Source organism: Pseudoalteromonas arctica A 37-1-2, assembly GCF_000238395.3.
Taxonomy (GTDB): Bacteria; Pseudomonadota; Gammaproteobacteria; order Enterobacterales; family Alteromonadaceae; genus Pseudoalteromonas; species Pseudoalteromonas arctica.
The window spans coordinates 310,096-336,648 of record NZ_CP011025.1; the positions used below are offsets into that span (position 1 = coordinate 310,096).

Sequence of the window (26,553 nt, forward strand, 5' to 3'; positions counted from 1 at the left end):
ACAAAAAGCCTAGAAAAATCTAGGCTTATTAATGAGTTATAAACAAGTTGAAACAGGCTAAAACGCTATTCTATGTTTTGAATTTGTTCTCTCATTTGTTCAATCAATACTTTTAACTCTACAGCGGCAGTAGTGATGTCACTATTGATAGACTTAGATGCTAGCGTGTTAGCTTCACGATTAAATTCTTGCATCATAAAATCTAGGCGGCGGCCGCATGCGCCACCTTTTTTAAGGATTTTTTTAGTTTCTTTAACGTGAGACTTTAAACGATCTAATTCTTCAGCTACATCTTGTTTTTGAGCAAGATAAATAAGTTCTTGTTCAAGGCGTGACTCGTCAATATTTGCTGTTAAGTCTTCTAGCTTTTGAGCCAGTTTTTCACGCTGCCATTTAGCAATCTCAGGCATATGCGTTTCTACAATTTCTACTTGCTCTAAAATCGCATCAAGGCGGATTGCTATCATTTCTTCAAGGTTTGCACCTTCATCGCCACGAGCTGATTTAAAATCTTCGATTACTTGATCAAGACCAGCAATTAGTGCTGTATTAACGCTATCCATATCAAGTTCTTCAGCTTCCATAACACCAGGCCAACGCAATATATCAACAGGATTAATGTCGCCATTACTTTGCTGTTGAACCCATTTAGAGCTATTTATAAGTTGCTCAGCAAGGGCTTGGTTAATTGATAGCTCACCAACATGGGCAGGATTTGCTACAAACTTTAAAAAAACCTCAACTTTACCGCGTTGTAAGTGTTTGCGTAAACGCTCACGAATAACTGGCTCCATGCCACGAAATTGCTCTGGTGCGCGAATAAATGTTTCAAGGTAACGCTGGTTCACTGAACGAACTTCCCAAGTGCCAGTTCCCCAATCGCCTTTTATTTCGCGACGCGCATAAGCTGTCATACTGTGGATCATGGATATTTTCCTAAATTTATAAATACAATATTACGATGATTATACCGTAACACCGCTTAAGCTCTAGGGAAAATTTAATACACTGAATATTTTGCATACAGCTATTTATTTAAATCAGCATGGTATCTATACCCACATACACTTATAATGTCGCAAATTCTGAATTAAGGGGATCGTCAATGCGTCCAAGCGAAAGAACACCTAACCAAATTAGACCTGTTACATTTACACGTAATTATACTTTGCATGCTGAAGGCTCAGTACTTGTTGAGTTTGGTAACACCAAAGTACTTTGTACAGCTACTGTCGAATCGGGCGTTCCTCGTTTCATGAAAGGTCAGGGTAAAGGTTGGATCAATGCTGAATACGGTATGTTACCGCGAGCAACGCATACGCGTAATGCTCGAGAAGCTGCACGTGGTAAGCAGGGCGGTCGTACTATGGAAATTCAACGTTTAATTGCACGTGCACTGCGTGCTGCTGTTGATTTAAAAGCACTTGGCGAAAACACAATCACCATTGACTGTGATGTAATCCAAGCAGATGGCGGTACACGTACTGCTTCTATAAGTGGTGCATGTGTTGCACTTGTTGATGCGCTAACGCATATGCGTGCCAAGGGTATGATTAATTCAAACCCACTTAAACATATGATTGCGGCTATTTCAGTAGGTATATACAAAGGCCAAGCAATTAGCGATTTAGAATATATTGAAGATTCAGCAGCAGAAACTGATATGAATGTAATTTTAACCGAAACAGGTAAAATTATAGAAATTCAAGGTACAGCCGAAGGCGAACCTTTCTCGTTTGATGAGCTAGATGAGTTACTTACTTTAGCTAAACATTCTATTCGTGAAATCATTGACGTACAAAAGCAAGCATTAGCATAAATAGGTAGGCCACTAGATATGAAAGATTATCAAAAAGAGTTTATAGAATTTGCTCTAGAGAAGCAGGTATTAAAATTTGGTGAGTTTACTTTAAAGTCTGGGCGCATAAGTCCTTACTTTTTTAATGCCGGTTTGTTTAATACAGGTCGTGACTTAGCACGTTTAGGTCGTTTTTATGCATCAGCACTAGAAGATTCAGCGATAGAGTACGATGTACTATTTGGCCCCGCGTATAAGGGTATCCCAATCGCGACAACGACGGCAGTTGCATTAGCAGATCACCATGATAAAGATGTACCGTACTGTTTTAACCGTAAAGAGAAAAAAGCACACGGTGAAGGTGGTACATTAGTAGGCTCAGAACTCAATGGCAAAATAATGCTAGTTGATGATGTAATTACCGCAGGTACCGCTATTCGTGAGTCCATGGAAATTATTGCACAAAATGGTGCAGACCTTAGTGGTGTTTTAATTGCATTAGATCGCCAAGAAAAAGGTAAAGCCGAGTTATCAGCTATTCAAGAAGTTGAACGCGACTTTAATACCAAAGTAATCTCTATTGTAAAATTAGCAGACCTTATTAGTTACCTTGAAAACCAAGGGACGATGGGCGAGCATTTAGCCTCAGTTAAAGCTTACCGTGATCAATACGGCGTAGCATAAATAAAAAGCCTCGCAGTGCGGGGCTTTATTTTGACCTTCATTCATAGAGTTTATTAATGAAAGATGTATTAAAACCAAATGGCTTAGGCCTCAAACGCGTTTTCAAAGCAACCTATTGCTCCTATCTTGGCTTTAAAGCAGCATTTAAAGAAGAAGCTGCATTTAGACAAGAGCTATTACTAAGCCTTATATTATTCCCCACTTCATTTTGGCTTGCTTCATCATTATTACACTGGGCAATACTAATTAGCTCACTGCTTATTATTCTAATAGTTGAATTGCTAAACTCTGCCATTGAAGCATTAACAGATCGAGTAAGTACAGAATTGCATGTATTGTCAGGTAGAGCCAAAGATATGGGATCTGCAGCCGTAACACTTTCATTAACGATCGTATTGATCATATGGGGTGTAAGTCTTTATATGAAGATCGTTTAAGCTCACTTTTAATATTTGTGAAGTTTAAACACCTTTAGTTGTTAATAATTTGCTGGTTATGTTGTGTTTTTAACGTGTTTAGCTCAAATACTCAGCGAACAGCACATTATTTCAAGTTTTCTTAAAAAAAAGGGTTGATCTGTTTTCGGATCTCCCTATAATGCGACCCCACTGAGACGGGAAACGCCAACGCATAGCGAGGAGCGAACTACTCAGAGAGTTAAATAAAACTTCGGTTTTAAATCTTCCAAAAGAAAGTTTAAAATTAAGTGTTGACTCGAAAAATAAAGGGTGTATTATTCGCATCCCTTGAGACGCTAAAGCGAATCAAAACGTTCTTTAACAATATAAAGCAATCATCTGTGTGGGCACTCGTACAGATTGAGTTCTAACAGCCAACCTACTTAGGTAGCGAGGCAAACAAATTAGAGTCTCAATTGAAAACTGAGTGACCAACAGAATAGTTATTTCGGTAATTATTCGGCACAGTCAATTCAATATCGAAAGATATTAAAATAAATTCAGAATTCATTGAGCTGTCGAAAGACATAAAACTTTTTAATTGAAGAGTTTGATCATGGCTCAGATTGAACGCTGGCGGCAGGCCTAACACATGCAAGTCGAGCGGTAACAGAAAGTAGCTTGCTACTTTGCTGACGAGCGGCGGACGGGTGAGTAATGCTTGGGAACATGCCTTGAGGTGGGGGACAACAGTTGGAAACGACTGCTAATACCGCATAATGTCTACGGACCAAAGGGGGCTTCGGCTCTCGCCTTTAGATTGGCCCAAGTGGGATTAGCTAGTTGGTGAGGTAATGGCTCACCAAGGCGACGATCCCTAGCTGGTTTGAGAGGATGATCAGCCACACTGGGACTGAGACACGGCCCAGACTCCTACGGGAGGCAGCAGTGGGGAATATTGCACAATGGGCGCAAGCCTGATGCAGCCATGCCGCGTGTGTGAAGAAGGCCTTCGGGTTGTAAAGCACTTTCAGTCAGGAGGAAAGGTTAACGGTTAATACCCGTTAGCTGTGACGTTACTGACAGAAGAAGCACCGGCTAACTCCGTGCCAGCAGCCGCGGTAATACGGAGGGTGCGAGCGTTAATCGGAATTACTGGGCGTAAAGCGTACGCAGGCGGTTTGTTAAGCGAGATGTGAAAGCCCCGGGCTCAACCTGGGAACTGCATTTCGAACTGGCAAACTAGAGTGTGATAGAGGGTGGTAGAATTTCAGGTGTAGCGGTGAAATGCGTAGAGATCTGAAGGAATACCGATGGCGAAGGCAGCCACCTGGGTCAACACTGACGCTCATGTACGAAAGCGTGGGGAGCAAACGGGATTAGATACCCCGGTAGTCCACGCCGTAAACGATGTCTACTAGAAGCTCGGAGCCTCGGTTCTGTTTTTCAAAGCTAACGCATTAAGTAGACCGCCTGGGGAGTACGGCCGCAAGGTTAAAACTCAAATGAATTGACGGGGGCCCGCACAAGCGGTGGAGCATGTGGTTTAATTCGATGCAACGCGAAGAACCTTACCTACACTTGACATACAGAGAACTTACCAGAGATGGTTTGGTGCCTTCGGGAACTCTGATACAGGTGCTGCATGGCTGTCGTCAGCTCGTGTTGTGAGATGTTGGGTTAAGTCCCGCAACGAGCGCAACCCCTATCCTTAGTTGCTAGCAGGTAATGCTGAGAACTCTAAGGAGACTGCCGGTGATAAACCGGAGGAAGGTGGGGACGACGTCAAGTCATCATGGCCCTTACGTGTAGGGCTACACACGTGCTACAATGGCGCATACAGAGTGCTGCGAACTCGCGAGAGTAAGCGAATCACTTAAAGTGCGTCGTAGTCCGGATTGGAGTCTGCAACTCGACTCCATGAAGTCGGAATCGCTAGTAATCGCGTATCAGAATGACGCGGTGAATACGTTCCCGGGCCTTGTACACACCGCCCGTCACACCATGGGAGTGGGTTGCTCCAGAAGTAGATAGTCTAACCCTCGGGAGGACGTTTACCACGGAGTGATTCATGACTGGGGTGAAGTCGTAACAAGGTAGCCCTAGGGGAACCTGGGGCTGGATCACCTCCTTATACGATTTAGAACTTATTTGTTCGTAGTGTCCACACAGATGATTGTTAATTAGTGCGTGTCCCTTCGGGATAACTAATTAATATGCTCTTTAAAAATTTGGAAAAGCTGATAATAAAATTCTGATGAATACATTGTATTTATCAAGAGTTTTCAAAAGTAAAAAAAGAATGGTAGCAGTACCATTCAGTGCCATTTAGTTAACTCTTATGAGTTGATTGATTGGTATCTACTTTAGTATTCAATATTGACTTCTGGCGAAGTTAAACTGTCACAAAACAAAGACCCGTTTGGGTTGTATGGTTAAGTGACTAAGCGTACACGGTGGATGCCTTGGCAGTTGGAGGCGATGAAGGACGTATTAACTTGCGATAAGCTTAGTCAAGCTAGTAAAAAGCGCTTGAGACTAAGATTTCCGAATGGGGAAACCCACCTGCTTGCAGGTATCGTTAACTGAATACATAGGTTAACGAAGCGAACGCGGAGAACTGAAACATCTAAGTACCCGTAGGAAAAGAAATCAACCGAGATTCCGAAAGTAGCGGCGAGCGAAATCGGAACAGCCCTTAAGCTTATTATGTGTTAATGGAAGGCTGCTGGAAAGCGCCACGATACAGGGTGATAGTCCCGTACATGAAAAGACATTTTAAGTGAAATCGAGTAGGTCGGAGCACGTGAAACTTTGACTGAATATAGGTGGACCATCATCTAAGGCTAAATACTCCCAACTGACCGATAGTGAACCAGTACCGTGAGGGAAAGGCGAAAAGAACCCCTGTGAGGGGAGTGAAATAGAACCTGAAACCGTGTACGTACAAGCAGTAGGAGCCCACTTGTTGGGTGACTGCGTACCTTTTGTATAATGGGTCAGCGACTTATATTTTGTAGCGAGGTTAACCGAATAGGGTAGCCGTAGGGAAACCGAGTCTTAACTGGGCGAATAGTTGCAAGGTATAGACCCGAAACCCGGTGATCTAGCCATGGGCAGGTTGAAGGTTGAGTAACATCAACTGGAGGACCGAACCCACTAACGTTGAAAAGTTAGGGGATGACCTGTGGCTAGGAGTGAAAGGCTAATCAAACCGGGAGATAGCTGGTTCTCCCCGAAATCTATTTAGGTAGAGCCTCGGACGAATACTTACGGGGGTAGAGCACTGTTAAGGCTAGGGGGTCATCCCGACTTACCAACCCTTTGCAAACTCCGAATACCGTAAAGTAATATCCGGGAGACACACGGCGGGTGCTAACGTCCGTCGTGAAGAGGGAAACAACCCAGACCGCCAGCTAAGGTCCCAAAGTCATAGTTAAGTGGGAAACGATGTGGAAAGGCCCAGACAGCCAGGAGGTTGGCTTAGAAGCAGCCATCCTTTAAAGAAAGCGTAATAGCTCACTGGTCGAGTCGGTCTGCGCGGAAGATGTAACGGGGCTAAACTATGCACCGAAGCTGCGGATTCAGAATTTATTCTGAGTGGTAGGGGAGCGTTCTGTAAGCCGTTGAAGGTGTACCGGGAGGTATGCTGGAGGTATCAGAAGTGCGAATGCTGACATGAGTAACGATAATGGGAGTGAAAAACTCCCACGCCGGAAGACCAAGGGTTCCTATCCCATGTTAATCAGGGTAGGGTAAGTCGACCCCTAAGGCGAGGCCGAAAGGCGTAGTCGATGGGAAACAGATTAATATTTCTGTACTCGATATAATTGCGATGGGGGGACGGAGCAGGCTAAGCAAGCATAGCGTTGGTAGTCTATGTGAAAGTGAGTAGGGCGTTTGTTTAGGTAAATCCGGACAAACACTAAACCTGAGACACGAGACGAGTCACTACGGTGATGAAGTTGCTGATGCCATACTTCCAGGAAAAGCCTCTAAGCTTCAGATTATATGGAATCGTACCCCAAACCGACACAGGTGGTCAGGTAGAGAATACTAAGGCGCTTGAGAGAACTCGGGTGAAGGAACTAGGCAAAATCGTACCGTAACTTCGGGAGAAGGTACGCTCCTATCTGTGATGAGACTTGCTCTCTAAGCGGACGGGAGCCGCAGTGACCAGGTGGCTGGGACTGTTTATTAAAAACACAGCACTGTGCAAAATCGCAAGATGACGTATACGGTGTGACACCTGCCCGGTGCCGGAAGGTTAATTGATGGGGTTATCCTTAGGGAGAAGCTCTTGATCGAAGCCCCGGTAAACGGCGGCCGTAACTATAACGGTCCTAAGGTAGCGAAATTCCTTGTCGGGTAAGTTCCGACCTGCACGAATGGTGTAACCATGGCCACGCTGTCTCCACCCGAGACTCAGTGAAATTGAAATCGCAGTGAAGATGCTGTGTACCCGCGGCTAGACGGAAAGACCCCGTGAACCTTTACTACAGCTTGGCACTGAACATTGAACCTACATGTGTAGGATAGGTGGGAGACTTTGAAGCAGCGACGCTAGTTGTTGTGGAGTCAACCTTGAAATACCACCCTTGTAGTTTTGATGTTCTAACGTTGGCCCCTGAATCGGGGTTACGGACAGTGCCTGGTGGGTAGTTTGACTGGGGCGGTCTCCTCCTAAAGAGTAACGGAGGAGCACGAAGGTTGGCTAAGTACGGTCGGACATCGTACGGTTAGTGTAATGGTAGAAGCCAGCTTAACTGCGAGACAGACACGTCGAGCAGGTACGAAAGTAGGTCATAGTGATCCGGTGGTTCTGAATGGAAGGGCCATCGCTCAACGGATAAAAGGTACTCCGGGGATAACAGGCTGATACCGCCCAAGAGTTCATATCGACGGCGGTGTTTGGCACCTCGATGTCGGCTCATCACATCCTGGGGCTGAAGTCGGTCCCAAGGGTATGGCTGTTCGCCATTTAAAGTGGTACGCGAGCTGGGTTTAGAACGTCGTGAGACAGTTCGGTCCCTATCTGCCGTGGGCGTTTGAGAATTGAGAGGGGTTGCTCCTAGTACGAGAGGACCGGAGTGAACGAACCGCTGGTGTTCGGGTTGTCATGCCAATGGCATTGCCCGGTAGCTACGTTCGGAACTGATAAGCGCTGAAAGCATCTAAGCGCGAAGCAGGCCTCGAGATGAGTTCTCACTAGACTTTTAAAGTCTCTGAAGGGCCGTTGAAGACTACAACGTTGATAGGCAAGATGTGGAAGTGGTGTGAGCCATTAAGCTAACTTGTACTAATTACCCGTGAGGCTTAACCATACAACGCCAAACGCGTTTTATGTGATAGTGAAACAAGCGAAGAAGTTAATATGACTAAAGTAGATATTACTTAAGAAAGACTTAAAAAATATTATCAGATATTTTCCAAATTCAGTTAATGCGTAGCGATACGAATTAACGCCCTAATTTGCTTGGTGACAATAGCGTTTTGGACCCACCTGATTCCATGCCGAACTCAGTAGTGAAACGAAACAGCGCCGATGATAGTGTAGCATTTGCTATGTGAAAGTAGGACATTACCAGGCTTCAAATTGTAGAAAGCCCGAATCTAACGATTCGGGCTTTTTTACGTCTGCAGAAAAGTGAAATGTGCGCAATTAATACTCACTGACATCTACACCATCACGTAGGTCGGGCGAGCGCAGCGACTCCCGACGTTAGAATCACAACAAAAGCCCTCAATACCCCATTCGGCCAATAAAGTAGCATTTACTACGTGACTCTCCACCGCTGTGGGTATCGTGACATTACGCAGGCTTCACATTGTAAAGAGCCTTGCTTTAACTATTCAGTAGCCTATTAGACATTCCCATTAGGTATATAGCCTTATTTACAGACACTAGTAAGCAATTAATTGGGGGGCACTATTGTGCGCTAAGTTTACCTAAGTGATTTACCGCATTACATCTGTAACTAACTGTAGTTTTAGCGCGTGCAGAATAAATACACATACCTGATAATTATACTAATCGGCAATAATACCTAATCAATTTGGTGGATTGAACTTGACGTTAATTGCGTTAGAAATTTCTGATATACGATTGCATGGATACAGAAGGTTGAGCAACTTAGGAGTAATTGGCGAGAACAACGAAATAAAGAAATTTTTGTCCTCAAATAGATCATTTAACTAGGGAGATTGGCGTAAAGTTTATTTTATTTTTATATTTTCTTGGTTCTAACTAACCACCTATATACGCCAATAAAGAACAATGCAGCAGGTCCAAAGCCACTCAATACCTAAATGACTTTTAAAATGTTACCACCAATGCTGGCGTCATGTAGAGGATGTATCCAGTTTTTAATTTTACTGGCTGTACTTTGTTTATCTATATTAAACATGCTCTCTAATTTCCCTGTAAGTGCATTAACTTCTATATAGCTATGTGGGAAGCGATACGAAGGATCGTCTACAGTTTGAAATCTAAATCTGTAAATAGCATTTAAGTTTGAGGGTGTTTCAATCCAAGCTAAACGCGCACTCGGTAATGCTTTTTGTGCTATTAGTATTGCTTGCGATAAAGGAATATTGAATTGTTTACAAGGCTGTATTTGTGTTTTTGGTGGGGAGTTTATATCGTCAACTAGGGCTATTAATATAGGATCTGTTTGTTTTGGAATAGCGAGCATAACACCTGTAACAGTTAAAGCTAGTAGCGGTATGCAGAAGGTTAAACCAATTAGTTTATGCCAGTCGTATAGCAAACCTATTTTAGAGCTACGAGATTTAAATTTTAGTGTCTTTACCCACTGCCCAGGCTTTGGAAACCAAGCAAAGAATCCAGAGATAAGAAGAACTATTGAGGCTATGCCTATATAGCCAACAACGAGAGTGCCCGTTGCTCCTGTTAGTAATGAAAAATGTAAGTTGTACATCCAAGTTACTAAGTATTTTCCCCAATAGTTTTTACGTATTACTTTATCACTACTGCTAGATAGCCATACCATTAAGGGAGCAAAGCCTTGCTCTTTTGTTTCTATGGGATTGTAGTAGCGTGCGGGTATAATTGAGTTCACACCTGTGTTTTCTAATCGCTATGGCCCTAGTTTTATAGGAAAATTGGCTCTTAGCGTATTATATGCTTGATCCCAATTAGGTGGTTTTGTATTAGTGGTAGTGTCATTAATTGGATTTAACAGTGAGTCTATTTGTGGGTAATAAACTAATACGGAGCCAGAAAGGCTAATAATAGCAAGTAAAACACCTACCGAGAGCCCTAAGTATAAATGTAACCGCCTGAATATTTTTCGCCATGAAAGCTTTAGTGTCATTAATTAAATAGTCGTAATGAGTAATGCAGGTTTATTGGGCATTAAAGAATGATTAATTACGCGGTATATTATATGGTTTTTTGATATGAGTTGTGCGGCATTTTGTCGCACTTATTAAATTAGGTATTTAGAAAGTAAAACGCCAGCTCTTGGCTGGCGTTAAAGTACAAGCTTGAAGCTTATTTAAGCTTTAGGTCCTGCATTTTTTATATCGTCTGATACGTCATACTTAGCAAAGTTTTCAGTGAAGTCTGCGGCAAGTTTTGCTGCATATTCATTGTACTTAGCTTTGTCTTCCCACGTATTAATTGGGTTAAGTAAGTTAGTATCTACACCTGGAACTGCTACCGGTACATCTAGGTTTAAAACATCAATGTGCTGAGTTTCAACACCCGCTAATTTACCAGATACGATTGCATCAATTACTGCACGAGTAGTTGGGATATCAAAACGTTTACCTGTGCCGTAAGGGCCGCCAGTCCAACCTGTATTCACAAGGTACACTTTAGCGCCAAACTCGCGTACACGCTTCATAAGAAGCTCAGCGTAAACACCAGCAGGGCGTGGGAAGAATGGTGCGCCAAAACATGTCGAAAATGTTGATTCAATATCGCTAGTTGAACCAATCTCAGTAGAACCAACTTTTGCTGTGTATCCACTTAAAAAGTGAAAAGCAGCAGCTTCTTCGCTAAGTATAGAAACGGGTGGTAATACACCGCTTACATCACAAGTTAAAAATACAACAGCCTTAGGTTCTCCTGCGCGGTTTTCTACTTTACGTTTTTCAACGTGTTCAAGTGGATATGCTGCACGGCTATTTTGAGTAAGGCTAGTATCGTTAAAATCTGGAACGCCTTTTTCATCTAACACTACATTTTCTAAAATAGTGCCAAAGCGGATAGCATTCCAAATTACAGGTTCATTCTTTTGTGACAGGTCGATACATTTAGCATAACAACCGCCTTCAATATTAAACACGCTTCCAGGTGCCCAACCATGTTCGTCATCACCAATTAAAAAGCGAGTAGGATCTGCTGAAAGTGTTGTTTTACCCGTACCAGATAAACCGAAGAATAATGCTGTATCGCCTGCTTCACCAACATTAGCAGAACAGTGCATTGGTAATACACCTTTTGCTGGTAGTAGGAAGTTTTGTACAGAAAACATCGATTTTTTCATTTCACCGGCGTAACGCATACCTGCTAGTAATACTTTACGCTGCGCAAAGTTAATAATGACGGTGCCATCGCTATTTGTGCCATCACGTTCTGGCTCACATACAAACGAAGGAACGTTCATTACTTGCCATTGTGGTAAGTTTGAAGCGTTATAGTTCTGCGGTTCGATAAACATGTTTTTGGCAAAAATATGGTGCCACGCTGTTTCTGTAGTTACAACTACAGGTAGATAATGCTCAGGGTCTGCGCCAACTTCTAGGTGAGAGGTGAAGTGGTCATTACTTTGAACATGTGATTCTACGCGAGCCCATAATGCGTCAAATTTGTCTGCATCAAATGGACGATTAACGTTGCCCCATTGAATATCATCTTGAGTTGTTGTTTCTTGTACAATAAAACGATCTTTTGGTGAACGACCAGTTCGTTTTCCTGTAATTGCAACAAAAGCACCATTTGCGGCTAAAGTACCTTCGCCACGGCGGATCGCATGCTCGACAAGTTCAGCTGCGGTTAAATCGACAAAACGTGTAGCGCCTGTAGTCATGTTTATACCTAACTATGTGTGAGAGTTTGAACGGATAGCTCTGGGGTTATCAGTGCCCTTAAACTGAAATTATAGTAACAGAAGGTTTTAAGATATTCGAGCCCGTAAAGCCTCTAAAAACACATATATTTAAGAAAAAACATGAATAATTTCAATGATACCGGTGTCATGAAATTAGCAGAAAAGATGACACCGGTATCATCTTTTTATAATATAAAACCGCATATTTTGCGGCTTTAATTACTATATATAGATGAAGCTGAACATTTAGTTGAAAATGCTTTTTATATCTTGTTCGTTAAAAACATACTCTTTTAAACAGTAATGACAGTTAATATTAACAGACCCTTTCTCAGCTACGTCTTTGAGTAGTTCTTCTTGTCCAATATTAACAAGTGCAGTAATTGTTTTATCACGGCTACAACCACATTTGAATTTAATCGCTTGAGGTTCAAATACGCGAGGATTATCTTCGTGATAAAGGCGTGTAAGGACAGTATTAGCATCAAGGTGTAATAGTTCTTCATCTTTAATGGTGTTACTTAATGCTTCTAGGTGTGCAAAGTCTTCAATTGATTTTTGTTTATCAACTGGGAGTACTTGTAAAAATAGACCACATGCTTTTGCGCTACCTTCTGTTGTGTCGGTTGCAAACCAAAGGCGTGTTTTTAATTGCTCTGACTGCTCAAAGTAACTTTCGATACATTCACTCAGAGTATCATGCTCTAGCGGAACTATACCTTGGTAACGTTCACCCTTACTTGGTGTAATAGTGATCACCATATAGCCTTGACCAATAAGCTCTTTTACAGTTGTGCCCGTAATTTCGCTTTGCAGGCGTGCAATACCACGCATGTTTTGTTTATCATCACCATTTATAACTGCATATTTAACTGGGCCATCACCTTGAAGCTGTACTGCAATTTCACCTTCAAACTTTAAAGTGGCGGTTAATAAACAGGTTGCAACAAGTAACTCACCTAGTAATGCTTTAACAGGGTCTGGGTAATTATGGTCGGCAATCATTTCATTATAAGCATTCTCGATTTGTACGAGTTCGCCACGAACATCTAGTTCGTTGAATAAATAACGGTGAAGTAAATCTTGTTGCATGAGCGGCTATACCTAACTTGATTTCATTTTTAAAAGTTCGCGTCTTTGCTTTTTATCCGGTTTTTTATCCGGATGAGGAGCAAAAAAGCTGTTATTTTTGCGTGCGATGCTGTTTTCTTCGCGTTTAGCAATACTTGCATCAGATTCTTGATACATGGTCTGTGCAATGGGGGCGCTTTGACGTTTTTCAAGCACTGAGAGTATAGTTATCAGCTTTTCATCTACGCCCTGAGCCAGTTTTACTTTTGCGCCAACGTCTACTATTTTACTCGCTTTTGTACGTTGGCCATTATAATGTACTTTGCCGCCTTGCACCATTTCGCGTGCAACTGCGCGAGTTTTATAAAATCGCGCAGCCCATAACCATTTATCTAATCGAACTTTTAACCCATCTACAGGGTCTGAGCTGGTATTAGCATTACTTTTTTTACTCATAAGGCATTTCCCCACGTTTTTATAGCTTAAAATTTATCATGAAATCATCGTAGGATGAAGGTATTACAACGGCAGTTTACTTTTTGTACTGTTATGTAAAGTTAATTTAATCTGTTTACAAAGTTTAATATTAGTGTGCTTGTTGAAAGAAAAATGAAAGGGTACTATGGGTACGCGCTAACGCAGTAAATTAAAATAAGAACACTATTTATGGAACAGCAAATCCAACAACTAAAACAATTTTTAACTCGTTTACCGCATGCTAAGTTAAGTGCATTAGTGACACTGTTAGTTGTTGTTTATCTTGCATTTTTATTATCAAAGCTTGTTTGGCTTTTGTGGCCAAAACCACCAGTAACTCTACTTACCCCTACTCATTATGCTAACCAGTCATCTGGTGCGAGTAACAACTCAGCGCAGCATATTATTGAGCAATTTTTATTTGGTAAAAAAACTGTAACAAACAACAATAATACTGCAAAGCAATCGCAGGTAATAAATAATGCGCCAGAAACGCGTTTAAGTATCAATTTAACCGGTATCGTAGCGGTTAATAACGATGACAAAGCAGGTATCGCAATTATTGAATCACAAGGTAAGCAAGTAAGCTATCTTGTTGATGAAGTAGTATCGGGTACGCGTGCTGAAGTTGCACAAATATTGCCGGATCGTATTATTTTGAGTGTTAATGGACGCTTTGAAACATTAATGCTTGATGGACTCGATTTCAGTAAGAAGGTGTCTATGCCAGTACTCGCTGCGCGTGATGATTCTGAAATGGGTCCGCAAAAATTAGAACCAAGTGATCTACAAATAGATGCCACTGCAGATCCGGACGTTAAAGAAGCAATTATAGAAACACGTGAAGAGTTACTCGAAGAGCCGGGCAAGCTATTTGACTATATACGTGTTTCACAAGCCATGAATGATGGTGAGCTAATTGGATATCGCTTAAGTCCAGGTAAAGAGCCTGAGCTATTTAAGCAAATGGGTTTAAAAAATAACGATTTAGCCATTTCTATAAATGGCTATCAATTAACAGATTTAAAACAGGCTATGTCAGCTATCAACGAGCTGCGTAATAGTACAGATGCCAATATCACTATAGAACGTGATGGTGAACAAATTGATGTGCAATTTAGTCTGCAATAATTTAGCTTTGGAGTTTTAATATAATGGTTCAGGTGCTACACCTCAAAAAAATTAAAAAAGGGTTAGCTAAGTACGCAGCACTTTTTTTGGCGGCAAGTATTTCTTTGTCTGTTTCTGCTGTTGAATATGCTGCTAACTTTAAAGGAACTGATATCAACGAGTTTATTAATATTGTTGGTAAAAACCTTAATAAAACAGTGATTATTGACCCTAACGTGCGCGGCAAAGTAAATGTTCGCAGCTATGAGTTAATGGACGAAGCACTTTATTATCAGTTCTTCTTAAATGTATTGGAAGTTTATGGCTACTCAGCTGTTGAAATGGACAATGGCATAATTAAGGTAGAAAAAAGTTCAGACGCTAAAAAATCAAATGTGCCACTTATTGACGAAGGTAATGAAGCTAGCGGCGACATGATGATTACACGTGTTGTACGTGTTAAAAATGTAAGTGTGCAGGAGCTTGGTCCTCTAGTTCGTCAATTTAGCGATCAAAAAGATGGTGGCCACGTTGCTAACTTCAATGCGGCTAACGTTATGATGCTAACAGGTCATGCAGCATCGGTTAATCGCTTAGTTGAGATTATTCGCTCTGTTGATCAGGCAGGTGACAAGCGTGTAGACATTGTTAAGCTTAAATATGCGACTGCTGATGATGTTGTCTCTGTAGTAGACAATATTTATAAAGACAGCGGTAAAGGCAGTGTGCCTGAATTTTTAATTCCAAAAGTTGTGGCTGATGGCCGAACTAATAGCGTTATTGTAAGCGGCGAAGGCCAAGCGCGCACACGTGCCATAGAGCTTATTAAGCGCTTAGATGGTGAGCTAGAAAGCCAAGGTAATACTAAGGTGTTTTACCTAAATTATGCTAAAGCTGAAGATTTAGTCAAAGTATTGCAAGGTGTTAGTAAGTCACTTGTTGAAGATGCACAAGGCGGTACTACTAAGACCCGTAGCAGAAGCAATAATGAAAGCAGTATAGAGTCTCACCCAGACTCAAACTCATTAATTATCACCGCACAGCCAGACACAATGCGATCATTAGAATCAGTAATTGAACGCCTTGATATTCGCCGTGCCCAAGTACTGGTTGAAGCCATTATTATTGAAGTAATGGAAGGCGACGGGGTTAACTTAGGCCTTCAGTGGATTTCTGAGCAGGGCGGTATGTTGCAATTTAACAATGGTACAACGGTTCCCGTTGGGTCATTAGCTGTTGCTGCAGAGCAAGCACAAGATGTAACCGTTACTAAAAATATAATAGGAACTGAATCAGGTACGGTAACGCCGTATACGGAAACAACAGAAGGTGACTATGGTCCATTAGCCTCCTTACTTAGTGGCATTAATGGTTTAGCGCTGGGCGTTGTTAAAAATGATTGGGGCGCAATTATTCAGGCTGTTGCCACTGATACAAATTCAAATATTTTGGCTACCCCTTCTATTACTACAATGGATAACGAAGAAGCCTCTATTTTAGTCGGTCAAGAAGTACCTATTATTACAGGCTCACAAACAGGCAGTAACAATGCTAACCCATTTCAAACAGTTGAGCGTCAAGAAGTAGGTATTAAACTGGTAGTTACGCCACAGATTAATGATGGTTCAGCAGTACAGCTTACTATTGAGCAAGAAGTATCGAGCGTAAGTGGTGCAACTGCGGTTGATATTTCAGTAAATAAGCGTTCAATTAAAACAACAGTTATGGCCGATGATGGCGGTATGGTTGTACTTGGCGGCTTAATTGACGAAGACGTACAAGAAAGTGTTTCTAAGGTGCCCTTATTAGGCGATATCCCTATTTTAGGACACCTGTTTAGATCAACAAATACAACGCGTCGTAAGCGTAATCTTATTGTATTTATTCGCCCAACCATTATTCGTGATGGTGTAAGCATGAATAAGTTAAGCTTTAATAAATATAACTTTATTCGTGGTGAGCAGTTTAAACAAAAAGAAGACGGTATTGAGTTAATGCCAATGACTGATACGCCTATTTTACCTGAGTGGAATGACGAATTAGTACTACCCCCTACGTATGAAGAGTCTCTGCGTAAACAAAATGCACAAGAGCGTAAAGATGACTAATGCGATTCAAGAGATAAACCAAGATGTGGTTCATCCTAAAACGCATAATCAGGATGAGCTATTAACGAGTGATGTGTTAGTTGAGTTACCAGCAAAGCGTTTGCCGTTTTCCTATGCAAGACGTGCAGGTGTGTTGCTTGGTAAAAACAAAGATCACCGTATAGTTTACTACCGTGGTGAGCTAGACGTGGAAGTACTATTAGAAGTACGCCGTATCGCAGGCCATGGTTTTACACTTGAGCAATTGGCTGATGATAAATTTGAGCTATTGCTTGAAGCGTCATACCAACGTGATAGCTCTGAAACACAACAAATGATGGAAGATATTGGCAACGAGGTTGATTTATTCTCACTTGCTGATGAACTTCCGCAAACTGAAGATTTATTGGCTGGTGACGATGATGCGCCAATAATCAAGCTTATTAACGCCATGCTAAGTGAAGCGATTAAAGAAGGGGCTTCTGATATTCATATCGAAACCTTCGAGCAAGAGCTTGTTATTCGCTTTAGGGTCGATGGCGTGCTTAAAGAAGTACTTAAACCTAATCGTAAACTTGCATCGTTACTTGTGTCTCGTATTAAAGTAATGGCTAAGCTTGATATAGCCGAAAAACGCATTCCACAAGATGGTCGTATTAGTTTGCGTATTGCCGGACGTGCAGTTGATGTGCGTGTGTCTACAATGCCATCGAGCTTTGGTGAGCGTGTAGTACTGCGTTTACTTGATAAAAACAACGCGCGTTTAAACCTTGAAGATTTAGGTATGACCGCAGATAACCGTGCATTGTTTTCAGATTTAATTAGTAAACCCCACGGCATTATTTTAGTAACAGGGCCAACGGGCTCTGGTAAAAGTACCACTCTATACGCTGGTATGAGTCAAATTAACTCACGCGATCGCAATATTCTTACCGTTGAAGATCCGATAGAGTACGAAATTCCAGGCATTGGGCAAACACAAGTTAATGCAAAAGTTGATATGACATTTGCACGTGGTTTACGTGCAATATTACGCCAAGATCCTGATGTAGTAATGGTGGGTGAAATACGCGACCTTGAAACTGCGCAAATTGGTGTTCAAGCGTCACTTACCGGCCACCTTGTTATGTCTACTCTGCATACTAATACCGCATCGGGTGCAATTACACGTATGGAAGATATGGGTGTTGAACCATTCTTACTTTCATCGTCGTTACTCGGTGTGTTGTCGCAACGGCTAGTACGTACATTGTGTAATACCTGCAAAGAAGGTCACACGGCTGATGAGCATGAATGCCAGCTGTTAGGGGTTCCTTTTGAAAGCCAACCGACAATTTATCGAGCAGTAGGGTGTGAAGAGTGTAACTTTAATGGCTATCGTGGTCGTACGGGTATTCACGAGTTACTTGTAGTTGATGAAACAATACGCGAAATGATTCACAACGGTAAAGGCGAGCAAAGCGTAGAAAAATACATTCGTAAGCGCAGCCCAAGTATTCGCCAAGATGGTTGTAGCCGTGTACTTGTAGGTAAAACAACACTTGAAGAAGTATTGCGTGTTACCCGTGAGGAAGGTTAACTATGGCGGCGTTTGAGTACCGTGCCTTAGATGGCCGAGGTAAAGAAAAAAAAGGCATTTTAGAAGCCGATACAGCTAAACAAATTCGCCAAACTTTACGTGATCAAAAACTTACGCCGCTTGAAGTTGTCCCTGCGGCGCAAAGTGATAAACAAGTCAAAGGCGAAAAAGCCCCTTTACTCGGTGGCTTTTTTAAGCCGACAATTTCAACCTCAGACTTAGCATTAATTACAAGGCAATTAGCAACACTTATTCAATCGGCACTTCCTGTTGAAGGCGCTGTTATGGCGGTTGCTGAGCAATGCGAAAAGCCGCGTTTAAAGCGTATGCTTATGTCGGTACGCTCAAAAGTGGTTGAAGGTTACACACTTGCCGATGGTCTTAGTGAGTTTCCTCATGTTTTTGACGACTTATATCGTGCAATGGTAGCCGCAGGCGAAAAGTCGGGTCACCTTGACCAAGTACTTAATCGTTTAGCCGACTATACCGAGCAGCGCCAACATATGCGTAGCCAAATAACTCAGGCTATGGTTTACCCCATTATATTAGTGGTATTTGCAATTGGTATTGTGTCGGTATTACTGGGCACCGTAGTACCAAAAATATTAAAAACGTTTGAAAAAACGAAACAAGTACTTCCTTGGACAACCGAATGGGTTATGGCCGGCAGCCATTTTGTGCAAAATTATTGGTTTATTAGTTTAATAGCTATTACAGCTATAGCCATTGGTATTAAGCATGCACTTAAGCAGCCTAAAATACGTTTTTGGTGGGATGACCGAGTGCTACATATGCCAGGTATAGGTAAGGTGGCTCGTGGTATTAACACCGCACGTTTTGCACGTACTTTAAGTATTCTATCGTCAAGCTCGGTACCATTGCTCGAGGGGATGCGTATCTCGGGCGGCGTATTAATCAACGAAAAAATTAAAAAAGCGGTTGCAGATGCATCCGACAGAGTGAGCGAGGGTGCAAGCTTAAGAGCTGCACTTCAGCAAACTAAGTTGTTTCCACCAATGATGCTGCATATGATAGCAAGTGGTGAAAAATCAGGTGAACTAGAGCAAATGTTAGAGCGTGCTGCAAATAACCAAGATCGCGAATTTGAGAGCATGGTTAATGTGTCGCTTAAACTACTAGAGCCTGCGATGATCGCCTCAATGGCGGTTATTGTATTATTTATAGTAATGGCAATATTGCAGCCAATAATGGCGATGAATAAAGCTGTTGGACTTTAAGTTAGAATAAACTTTTAAATATATTAATGGTTTTACCTAAACCATTTTTACTTAATGTTTTTAGAATAATGAGGTAATTACGTGAATAAACAATCAGGTTTTTCTTTACTAGAAGTGATGGTGGTACTGGTTATCATCGGAATGATTATGTCAATTGTTGCACCTAACATTATGGGTCAGCAAGAAGAGGCTGCTATCGATAAAGCGCATCTAGATATTCAACAATTAGAAGATGCAATGAGCTTATACAAGCTTAAAAATAAGAGCTACCCAAGCACAGAGCAAGGTCTTGAAGCGCTAGTTACTCAAACAAGCATTGAACCGGTTCCAAAACGTTTCCCTGACGGTGGTTTTATTAATGAATTACCAGAAGATCCATGGGGTAATCTATATCAGCTAATTAGCCCAGGTGAAATTGGCAAGTTTGATATTTTTTCTATGGGCCCAGATGGTGAAGTAGGTACTGATGATGATATCGGTAACTGGGACGAAGAAAAACAATAATGCTTAAGTACACTGTTTTGTATGAACATGTTAATGCTAGAGGCTTGCTATGAAAGCAAGCCTTAAGCAGCGCCATGCAAAAAGCAGAGGCTTTAGTTTAATAGAAATTTTAGTGGTATTAGTGATCATCGCTTTTGCTACAAAAATGGTGGTATACAGCTTAGAAGGCGGTGCTGAGGAAGAGTTAGATACTCAAGCATTAAGGCTGCATACCACCATTAACATGGCATCGGAATTTGCCATTTTAAACCAAGTTGAATTGGGCTTATTAGTAGAAGAAAATACGTTAGAGTATTTAGTTTTCGATGGTGAAAAGTGGATTACCTTTGACCGTGAAGATCTTTTTAAACCAATAGAGTTAGATGAAAGATTAAAGCTCACGCTTAACTTAGAAGATTTAGCGTGGGCGCAAGATAACCTCTTAGAGCAATCTAACTGGCGCGAGCTTATGAGTGGCGGCGATGAAGACAGCTTACTTGAGCTTAAAAAGTTGAAAATCCCACAAGTACTTATTTTGTCATCAGGTGAGGTAAGCGCGTTTCAACTTATATTAGAGTTAAAAGAGCAAAGCGAGCCTGTGTATTACATTGAAGGTGAATTTGCTGCACCAGTAAACTTTCGCCGAGAGCCAGAATAATGAAGCGCACTAAAGGGTTTACCTTATTAGAGGTATTAGTGGCATTAAGTATTTGTGCCATGGCGGGTATAGCTGCAATGCAAGCAACAAGCGAGCACATACACCACTTAACGACTATTGAAGAGCAAACCTATGCATCTTGGGTCGCCGAAAACGTTATTATTGAACAGCGTACTAAAGGCGAACAATGGCAAGGTAAAAATAACCTTAAAGGCAGCGAAGTAATGGGCGGTGTTGAATGGTTTTGGCAGCAAGAAGTAACAGCCACTGCTGACAAAAGCTTTGTTAAGTTAACCATAAATGTTTTTACGGATGAAAAATATGAGCATTCGGCATATGAGTTATCAACGTATCTAAATAAAGGTAAAAAGTAAGTGAAGCAGCGCGGGTTTACATTACTTGAAGTTATGGTAGCACTGGGTATTTTAGCTTTTGTTATTATTGCTACTCATCAAATACTCGAGACGACAACAAGAGCAAAAGATGCCTCCGATGAAAAAATTGCTGAGTTAAATGGGTTGCAAACAACATTTAGGTTAATGGATCAAGATTTTAGCCAAATGACTAAACGTGCAGTACGAAACGAATCTGGTGATGTTCAAGAACAATATTTACTTGCTGGTCGTTACGTTTTAGAAAGCCAATACGATGGTATTGCGTTTGTACGAGATGGCTGGATAAATCCAATTAATTTATTGCCACGTTCAGAACTACAAGCCGTTGGTTATAGAGTGATAGACGATAACCTTGAGCGTGTTTATCGGGTTTATGTTGATCAGCTTGATAATATGGAACCGCGAGTTCAACGTGTACTAGAAAATGTTGAAGAGCTTAAGTTTGAGTTTTTAGATGATAAAAACGAATGGCAAGAACAGTGGGAAATTAAAGCTCTCCCTAAAGCGGTTGCTGTTACTTTGCAACAAATAGAAGCAGAGCCAATTCGTCGTGTATTTTTAGTTCCTGGGCAAGGCAAAGTGGTTGCTACACAAAGTACGGATGTGAATAATGGTTAAGCAGCAATCATCGCGCGGCGCAGCACTTGTTATTGTTTTGTTTATTGTGGCATTAGCGGCTATTTTAGCAGTAGAAATGAGTGCTAATTTAATGGTTCAAGTGCAAAAAAGCACTAATTTGCAAGGTCATCAGCAAGCTAAATGGTACGCCTACGGTGCAGAAGAGCTTGCTATTAAAGGGCTAATACAAAGTAAAAAAGATGATGCTGATAAAACAACACTTGATCAAGTTTGGGCAACTCAAGGTGATGCTTCATACCCTGTTGATAACGGCACGTTAAGTGGCAAAATTACTGATTTACAAGCATGTCTAAATTTAAATGCTTTAGCCATAGCGCCAGAAGAAAACAGCGCGAGTAAAACAAACCCTGCACATAAAGCACTATTTGCATTACTTGAAAACATTGAAGATTTACCTGCTGATGAATCAGAAGAGACAATGGCAGATAGCGTATTTGATTGGCTTGATGAGGACAGTATAACATATCGCTCAGGTGCAGAAGAAGACGAGTACTTATCACGAGATTTTCCGTATATGACAGCCAATAGTTTATTTGCATCAACATCGGAATTACGCTTGGTTAAGGGCTTTAACCCATTAGTGATGGAAAAAGTACTGCCATATGTATGTGTAATACCAGGCAGTACGCTTTTATTTATTAACGTAAATACATTAATCCCAGAGCAAGCACTCATACTCAGTGCCTTGATAGAAAGCTTGAGCTTATCTGGCGCAGAGGCTGTGATAGGTGCAAGACCGCAAACTGGCTTTGACACCATTGATGAATTTTTTGAACAGGTGAAGCAACAAGGCGGTACTAATACCGACTCAGTCAAAAGTTTATTTAGTATTAAAAGCGAATATTTTAAATTACAAACGCAGGCAAATTTTGTCGACCTGCGTTTTTCGATGACCACATTACTGCACGCTAAAGACGGTGACGTAACGATACTGGCGCGAAAATTTGGAGGCGTACAGTGACAGAAATACTGTTGATCCGCACGGGTCAAACCGAGCAAGAATTGCTTAATTGGTTGATTTACTCACCACAAGAACAAGAAATAATAGCCAGTGGCGAGTTACCAAATGCAGAGCATTTAAGTGAGCTAAGCGAAAAAGCACTTACCCGAGAAGTGGTCGTGTTGTTACCAAGTGATCAAGTGCAATTAAAAACGGTCGCTTTGCCAACAAAATGGAATCGCAAGCTTGAGCAAGCATTGCCATACATGCTTGAAGAAGATATAGCATGTGACGTAGATGAACTGTTTATAGCAGTAGCGCAGCCGACAATGCTTGGTGAGCAACATGCAATTCGTGTCGCAATGACAGACCGTGAATGGTTTGAACAATGGCTCGCATTATTTGTAGAGCATAATCTATCAGTATACAGAATATTACCCGATGCTTTGTTGTTACCGCTTGCAGATGATGGCGCAGTCACCGCTATCGAGCTCAATAACCAATGGTTATTTAAGCAAGGGCAATGGCATATTGGTGCGGTTGAATCTAGTTGGTTAAATGGCTACTTAACAGCCATGGGTAATCCTGATATTAAGCATTTTAGCCCAGCTAGTCAGTTTCCAGAAAGCGTTAACTTACAAGCGCAAACAAGTGAGTACGACTTACCTCTAGCATTATTTGCAAAGCAGTTAGATAGCGTTAATTTTAACTTACGCCAAGGTATGTATCAGCTTAAAAAGCAAAGCGCCTTATGGTGGGGTTACTGGAAAGGCGCCGCAATTATAGCAAGTGTTGCATTGGTTTCTACGATTACAATAAAAGCTATTGAGTTACACCAACTTAATACACAAGTAGAATTAGCTAAAGCTCAAGTAGTCGACAGATACCAAAAAGCATTTCCAGGAACTAAAGTTCGCCCCAATCTAATTAAAAGCCAAATTAAAGGCGCGTTAGATAAAGTGCAAGGCTCAAGTGAGTCGGGCTTTTTAGACTTAACGACTAATTTGGTTGATGTATTTTCGCAAGTTAGCGAATTTACACCTGAAACACTTCGTTATGACAAACGTCGCAATGAGCTGCGTATTCGTGCACGCGCTAAAGACTTCCAAACCTTTGGTAAAGTGAAAATCATACTAGAAAAACAAGGTTTAACTGTTGAGCAAGGGTCTTTAAATAATGACGGTGATTATGTCGTTGGTGAAATTAAACTGCGAGGTGCAGTATGAAAAAGCAGTTAATGCAACAATGGCGCTCGCTTAAAGAGCAAGAACAACAATTGGTAATGGTCGCTGGTGGCGTGTTTATTATTTTTGTTTTAGTAATGGGAATATTTCGACCATTAAATAATGCGATAGAAAAGGCACAGCAATCTCAAATTAAACAACAAGAGCTATTAGCTTGGGTTGATGACAGTATTGTTAAACTAAAGGCTGCGGGTAACACCAGTGTTGCTAGCAATGCAAACTTAAGCCAAATTGTTAATTCTACACGTGGGCGCCATCAAATAAGTATTAGTAAAATGCAGCCAAGTAGTGATTCGCTACGTTTGACGCTCGACTCTGTAGAATTTAATCAGTTAATAGAGTGGTTAGATGAGTTAGTGAATCAGCATGGCTTAAAAATTGAAAACTTAGATTTGAGCCGCGATGATAAATCAGGCTATGTGCGTGTCAGCCGTTTAGTATTAGAGAATTAATTAATGAAAAAAATAATAACGTTATCGGCTGTCTTTTTAATTAGTTTTATTGTGTTTTGTATTATTAAATTACCAGCACATATTGCACTAGATATAGCAAAACCGTACTTTCCAAAGCAATTAGAAGTAGGCCAAACTGTAGGCACTGTTTGGCAAGGTCAAATGATGCAAGTTCGTTTTGATGGTGAACAGTTAAATAATGTGCGCTGGGACATTGCTGGCTGGAAGTTATTTACAGGCAAGCTAAATGCGAATGTGAAGTTTGGTAATGCACGAGAGCGTAGTGATATCTCGGGTTATGCTGATGTAAGTTATGGGCTTTTTAATCAAGAAGTTAAAGTGACTGACGGCCTAGTGCGCTCAACAGTAGAGCGTGCAATGCAGCGCGTGCAGCTTCCCCTACCTGTAACCGCTAAAGGACGTGTAATTTTAGAACTTGATGAATACAGCTCAGGTGCACCTTATTGTGATTCACTAAAAGGTGAAATAGCGAGCCCTAATATTGACGTGCAAGGCTTAAATGGGTGGTTTAATATTGGCCCTCTGGCTGGTAAGTTAAGCTGTAAGTCGGGCGATATTGCTATATTAATTGACCCAGACAATACGCTTGGCCTTGAGGCAGATGCTACACTTAAAGCTAATTTCGACTTTAGTGTGGCAGGTTATGTAAAACCAGATGCTAGCTTACCTAAAGATGTACATGATGCGGTTAAATTTTTAGGCCGACCAGATAGCCAAGGTCGTTACCCGCTCAACTTTTAATGTTTGAATATAAAGAGTTTTAATGCAAATACCCCAATTTACTGAGCTGCACGCAAAGCAGCTCAGCACATTTTTAAATACCCAATCTCAAGCAATGACCCTTCAACAAAGCCAAGGCTATTTATTTGGCGTTATTTGTTCGCCCAATCCATTAGATGTGCATGAGTGGCTTGAGCAGATATTACCAAATACAGCTAATGATTTAGATGAAGAAGTACTTTTCTTGTTTATGGCGCTATATCATAAAATTAGTGAGCAAGTATTTGAAACAGGATACAAATTACCTAACACATTTGATGCTGAGTTTTGTAAGTCATGGAGTAAAGGTTTCTTAGTTGCAACCAAAGCTTACGCAGAGCCTTTGTTAAATGCACCGCAATTAGACACTGACTTTAAACAAGCATTAGAAAGTGCGTTAAGTACATTAAGCTTTTTTGCACTCGACCAGCTTGCAATAGCTCAGATTGCCAAACAAAATAACATGACTATAGAAGCCTTGTGTCAGTACCAATATGAATCAATGGGTGACTTTGCATTAGGGTTTGCTGAACTAATTGAAGTGGTCGCAATTAATAGCGGTTTGATAACCGACGAGAGTTGGGAAGAGTAATTATTAATACCAGGCGCTTAGTTTAATCTAAGTGCCTAGCTCTAATATAATATCCGTGCAGCCTTGTTTGCACTTTACTACGCCTTTACCAGGTTCACTGGTGGCTAAATTAAGTGTTAAAACCCCATTACACTTCTCACACTTTAACGTTTTGCCTTGTGCCAATTGCTTGAGCATATTGCGTTGTTTATGAAATGAGTCGCTTGCTTTTTTATTTAATCCTGAAAAATCCACTACTTTGCTCGCTTTTGCTCTAATGCTTCAGTCACTATTTTACATACTGTATTTAAACGATCGCCATAAAAATAAAGGTTTAAGTCACGTTCACGACAATAGCGTAGGTGAAATAACTGAACAGAGTCATCTGTTGTAAACGTTTTTTCTACGTACTCACCCTCAGATTCAGACAATTTAAGTTGAGTGCTGATTCTATTTTTAGCCATATTTGCAGCAGGGCTTCTGTTAACCTTACTTGCATCACTTAAAAAACCAATGCCTTCACCTAATAACCTTTCGCGAGGTTCTTTTATAAGCGGATGATCGATTGTAAAAAAGGCAAGGATCACAACTACCAAAATAATAAATTTTTTCATGGATACGTAAACCTTGATCTAAGTAGGGTTGAATTACCATGCAGTGTAATAAACTGCATTTTAAAAGCAAGTAACTGGGATGAATAAATTATTAGCGATCTATGCCAGTAATTTTAACCAACATTGTTATAATGGTTAACAGCAGTCAGATATTTCTGAAATATCTGAAAGTATTCGAGAAGGCAATTTATTAAAGTAAATCTGCCTAGCAAGTAACTTGCTAGCTTTAAGTATAGAGTACTTGAGTATTGCTGG

22 protein-coding genes, 3 rRNA genes and 1 pseudogene are annotated in these 26,553 nt (G+C 41.1%); 19 read left to right on the top strand and 7 right to left on the bottom strand.

Annotated features, from left to right (window positions below; translation table 11 throughout):
* Positions 1 to 65: 65 nt before the first annotated feature.
* The gene (locus PARC_RS01395) at positions 66 to 926 is read right to left on the bottom strand and encodes a YicC/YloC family endoribonuclease (RefSeq protein WP_010555443.1); all 861 of its coding nucleotides are present in this window, start codon (positions 924 to 926) and stop codon (positions 66 to 68) included.
* 179 nt (positions 927 to 1,105) lie between these two features.
* Here PARC_RS01395 and rph point away from each other — a divergent pair, with 179 nt between their 5' ends.
* From rph to rrf, 6 genes are all read left to right on the top strand, one after another.
* Positions 1,106 to 1,819: a ribonuclease PH gene (gene rph / locus PARC_RS01400; RefSeq protein ID WP_002958890.1), complete on the top strand. Its 714-nt coding sequence runs from the start codon at positions 1,106 to 1,108 to the stop codon at positions 1,817 to 1,819.
* An 18-nt stretch (positions 1,820 to 1,837) separates the two neighbouring features.
* Positions 1,838 to 2,482 carry an orotate phosphoribosyltransferase gene (gene pyrE, locus PARC_RS01405; protein WP_007583381.1) on the top strand — a complete coding sequence of 215 codons (645 nt, stop codon included), beginning with the start codon at positions 1,838 to 1,840 and terminating at the stop codon, positions 2,480 to 2,482.
* 56 nt (positions 2,483 to 2,538) lie between these two features.
* Positions 2,539 to 2,919 carry a diacylglycerol kinase gene (locus PARC_RS01410; RefSeq protein ID WP_007583384.1) on the top strand — a complete coding sequence of 127 codons (381 nt, stop codon included), beginning with the start codon at positions 2,539 to 2,541 and terminating at the stop codon, positions 2,917 to 2,919.
* 559 nt (positions 2,920 to 3,478) lie between these two features.
* Positions 3,479 to 5,014 (top strand): 16S ribosomal RNA (locus tag PARC_RS01415).
* 299 nt (positions 5,015 to 5,313) lie between these two features.
* Positions 5,314 to 8,204, top strand: a 23S ribosomal RNA gene (locus PARC_RS01420).
* A gap of 151 nt (positions 8,205 to 8,355) precedes the next feature.
* A 5S ribosomal RNA gene (gene rrf, locus PARC_RS01425) occupies positions 8,356 to 8,470 on the top strand.
* The 16S, 23S and 5S rRNA genes sit together here, the layout of an rRNA operon.
* Before the next feature lie 715 nt (positions 8,471 to 9,185).
* Here rrf and PARC_RS01430 read toward each other — a convergent pair.
* The 4 genes and pseudogenes from PARC_RS01430 to hslR all read right to left on the bottom strand — a co-directional run bounded on the left by PARC_RS01430 (position 9,186) and on the right by hslR (position 13,487).
* Positions 9,186 to 10,217 (bottom strand): annotated as a pseudogene (locus PARC_RS01430) (PepSY-associated TM helix domain-containing protein).
* Positions 10,218 to 10,400: 183 nt separating this feature from the next.
* Positions 10,401 to 11,939 (bottom strand): phosphoenolpyruvate carboxykinase, encoded by a 1,539-nt coding sequence (locus PARC_RS01435; protein ID WP_010555418.1) that lies wholly within the window; start codon positions 11,937 to 11,939, stop codon positions 10,401 to 10,403.
* Between the two features lie 267 nt (positions 11,940 to 12,206).
* Positions 12,207 to 13,052 (bottom strand): Hsp33 family molecular chaperone HslO, encoded by an 846-nt coding sequence (hslO, locus tag PARC_RS01440; protein WP_007586592.1) that lies wholly within the window; start codon positions 13,050 to 13,052, stop codon positions 12,207 to 12,209.
* A 12-nt stretch (positions 13,053 to 13,064) separates the two neighbouring features.
* Entirely contained in the window at positions 13,065 to 13,487 is a 423-nt protein-coding gene (gene hslR, locus PARC_RS01445) for a ribosome-associated heat shock protein Hsp15 (protein WP_007586590.1), read from the bottom strand.
* 210 nt (positions 13,488 to 13,697) lie between these two features.
* Between hslR and gspC the strand changes: the two genes are divergently transcribed.
* The 13 genes from gspC (at position 13,698) to PARC_RS01510 (ending at position 25,705) form a co-directional block, all read left to right on the top strand.
* Positions 13,698 to 14,639, top strand: coding sequence for a type II secretion system protein GspC (gspC, locus tag PARC_RS01450; RefSeq protein ID WP_010555417.1), 942 nt, complete (start codon positions 13,698 to 13,700; stop codon positions 14,637 to 14,639).
* Between the two features lie 23 nt (positions 14,640 to 14,662).
* Positions 14,663 to 16,726, top strand: coding sequence for a type II secretion system secretin GspD (gspD, locus tag PARC_RS01455; protein ID WP_010555416.1), 2,064 nt, complete (start codon positions 14,663 to 14,665; stop codon positions 16,724 to 16,726).
* Positions 16,719 to 18,284, top strand: a complete 1,566-nt coding sequence (gene gspE / locus PARC_RS01460) for a type II secretion system ATPase GspE (RefSeq protein WP_010555415.1) — start codon at positions 16,719 to 16,721, stop codon at positions 18,282 to 18,284. The genes gspD and gspE overlap by 8 nt, the downstream gene beginning before the upstream one ends.
* A gap of 2 nt (positions 18,285 to 18,286) precedes the next feature.
* Positions 18,287 to 19,522 (top strand): type II secretion system inner membrane protein GspF, encoded by a 1,236-nt coding sequence (gspF, locus tag PARC_RS01465; protein ID WP_002962033.1) that lies wholly within the window; start codon positions 18,287 to 18,289, stop codon positions 19,520 to 19,522.
* Positions 19,523 to 19,603: 81 nt separating this feature from the next.
* Entirely contained in the window at positions 19,604 to 20,026 is a 423-nt protein-coding gene (gene gspG / locus PARC_RS01470) for a type II secretion system major pseudopilin GspG (protein WP_007586585.1), read from the top strand.
* Positions 20,027 to 20,075: 49 nt separating this feature from the next.
* Entirely contained in the window at positions 20,076 to 20,663 is a 588-nt protein-coding gene (locus PARC_RS01475; RefSeq protein WP_010555414.1) for a pilus assembly FimT family protein, read from the top strand.
* The gene (gene gspI / locus PARC_RS01480) at positions 20,663 to 21,037 is read left to right on the top strand and encodes a type II secretion system minor pseudopilin GspI (RefSeq protein ID WP_002962039.1); all 375 of its coding nucleotides are present in this window, start codon (positions 20,663 to 20,665) and stop codon (positions 21,035 to 21,037) included. The genes PARC_RS01475 and gspI overlap by 1 nt, the downstream gene beginning before the upstream one ends.
* Complete coding sequence (gene gspJ / locus PARC_RS01485; RefSeq protein WP_010555413.1) at positions 21,038 to 21,676, top strand: type II secretion system minor pseudopilin GspJ; 639 nt, start codon at positions 21,038 to 21,040, stop codon at positions 21,674 to 21,676.
* Positions 21,669 to 22,658 carry a type II secretion system minor pseudopilin GspK gene (gspK, locus tag PARC_RS01490; RefSeq protein ID WP_010555412.1) on the top strand — a complete coding sequence of 330 codons (990 nt, stop codon included), beginning with the start codon at positions 21,669 to 21,671 and terminating at the stop codon, positions 22,656 to 22,658. Before gspJ ends, gspK begins: the two co-directional genes overlap by 8 nt.
* Positions 22,655 to 23,863: a type II secretion system protein GspL gene (gene gspL, locus PARC_RS01495; protein ID WP_007586580.1), complete on the top strand. Its 1,209-nt coding sequence runs from the start codon at positions 22,655 to 22,657 to the stop codon at positions 23,861 to 23,863. The genes gspK and gspL overlap by 4 nt, the downstream gene beginning before the upstream one ends.
* Positions 23,860 to 24,333 (top strand): type II secretion system protein M, encoded by a 474-nt coding sequence (locus PARC_RS01500; RefSeq protein WP_010555411.1) that lies wholly within the window; start codon positions 23,860 to 23,862, stop codon positions 24,331 to 24,333. Before gspL ends, PARC_RS01500 begins: the two co-directional genes overlap by 4 nt.
* A gap of 3 nt (positions 24,334 to 24,336) precedes the next feature.
* Positions 24,337 to 25,095: a type II secretion system protein N gene (locus PARC_RS01505; protein WP_007586576.1), complete on the top strand. Its 759-nt coding sequence runs from the start codon at positions 24,337 to 24,339 to the stop codon at positions 25,093 to 25,095.
* A 22-nt stretch (positions 25,096 to 25,117) separates the two neighbouring features.
* The gene (locus PARC_RS01510) at positions 25,118 to 25,705 is read left to right on the top strand and encodes a UPF0149 family protein (RefSeq protein WP_007586574.1); all 588 of its coding nucleotides are present in this window, start codon (positions 25,118 to 25,120) and stop codon (positions 25,703 to 25,705) included.
* 27 nt (positions 25,706 to 25,732) lie between these two features.
* Here the strand turns inward: PARC_RS01510 and PARC_RS01515 are convergent, their stop codons facing one another.
* Both PARC_RS01515 and PARC_RS01520 read right to left on the bottom strand, forming a co-directional pair.
* Entirely contained in the window at positions 25,733 to 25,939 is a 207-nt protein-coding gene (locus tag PARC_RS01515) for a hypothetical protein (RefSeq protein WP_007586570.1), read from the bottom strand.
* Positions 25,939 to 26,298 carry a hypothetical protein gene (locus tag PARC_RS01520; RefSeq protein WP_007586569.1) on the bottom strand — a complete coding sequence of 120 codons (360 nt, stop codon included), beginning with the start codon at positions 26,296 to 26,298 and terminating at the stop codon, positions 25,939 to 25,941. Before PARC_RS01520 ends, PARC_RS01515 begins: the two co-directional genes overlap by 1 nt.
* Positions 26,299 to 26,553: the final 255 nt, after the last annotated feature.

Bases quoted from the DNA above. Each gene is read 5' to 3' on its own strand.
- PARC_RS01395 (WP_010555443.1), bottom strand. From the start codon at position 926: ATGATCCACAGTATGACAGCTTATGCGCGTCGCGAAATAAAAGGCGAT.
- rph (WP_002958890.1), top strand. From the start codon at position 1,106: ATGCGTCCAAGCGAAAGAACACCTAACCAAATTAGACCTGTTACATTT.
- pyrE (WP_007583381.1), top strand. From the start codon at position 1,838: ATGAAAGATTATCAAAAAGAGTTTATAGAATTTGCTCTAGAGAAGCAG.
- PARC_RS01410 (WP_007583384.1), top strand. From the start codon at position 2,539: ATGAAAGATGTATTAAAACCAAATGGCTTAGGCCTCAAACGCGTTTTC.
- PARC_RS01435 (WP_010555418.1), bottom strand. From the start codon at position 11,939: ATGACTACAGGCGCTACACGTTTTGTCGATTTAACCGCAGCTGAACTT.
- hslO (WP_007586592.1), bottom strand. From the start codon at position 13,052: ATGCAACAAGATTTACTTCACCGTTATTTATTCAACGAACTAGATGTT.
- hslR (WP_007586590.1), bottom strand. From the start codon at position 13,487: ATGAGTAAAAAAAGTAATGCTAATACCAGCTCAGACCCTGTAGATGGG.
- gspC (WP_010555417.1), top strand. From the start codon at position 13,698: ATGGAACAGCAAATCCAACAACTAAAACAATTTTTAACTCGTTTACCG.
- gspD (WP_010555416.1), top strand. From the start codon at position 14,663: ATGGTTCAGGTGCTACACCTCAAAAAAATTAAAAAAGGGTTAGCTAAG.
- gspE (WP_010555415.1), top strand. From the start codon at position 16,719: ATGACTAATGCGATTCAAGAGATAAACCAAGATGTGGTTCATCCTAAA.
- gspF (WP_002962033.1), top strand. From the start codon at position 18,287: ATGGCGGCGTTTGAGTACCGTGCCTTAGATGGCCGAGGTAAAGAAAAA.
- PARC_RS01475 (WP_010555414.1), top strand. From the start codon at position 20,076: ATGAAAGCAAGCCTTAAGCAGCGCCATGCAAAAAGCAGAGGCTTTAGT.
- gspI (WP_002962039.1), top strand. From the start codon at position 20,663: ATGAAGCGCACTAAAGGGTTTACCTTATTAGAGGTATTAGTGGCATTA.
- gspK (WP_010555412.1), top strand. From the start codon at position 21,669: ATGGTTAAGCAGCAATCATCGCGCGGCGCAGCACTTGTTATTGTTTTG.
- PARC_RS01500 (WP_010555411.1), top strand. From the start codon at position 23,860: ATGAAAAAGCAGTTAATGCAACAATGGCGCTCGCTTAAAGAGCAAGAA.
- PARC_RS01505 (WP_007586576.1), top strand. From the start codon at position 24,337: ATGAAAAAAATAATAACGTTATCGGCTGTCTTTTTAATTAGTTTTATT.
- PARC_RS01510 (WP_007586574.1), top strand. From the start codon at position 25,118: ATGCAAATACCCCAATTTACTGAGCTGCACGCAAAGCAGCTCAGCACA.
- PARC_RS01520 (WP_007586569.1), bottom strand. From the start codon at position 26,298: ATGAAAAAATTTATTATTTTGGTAGTTGTGATCCTTGCCTTTTTTACA.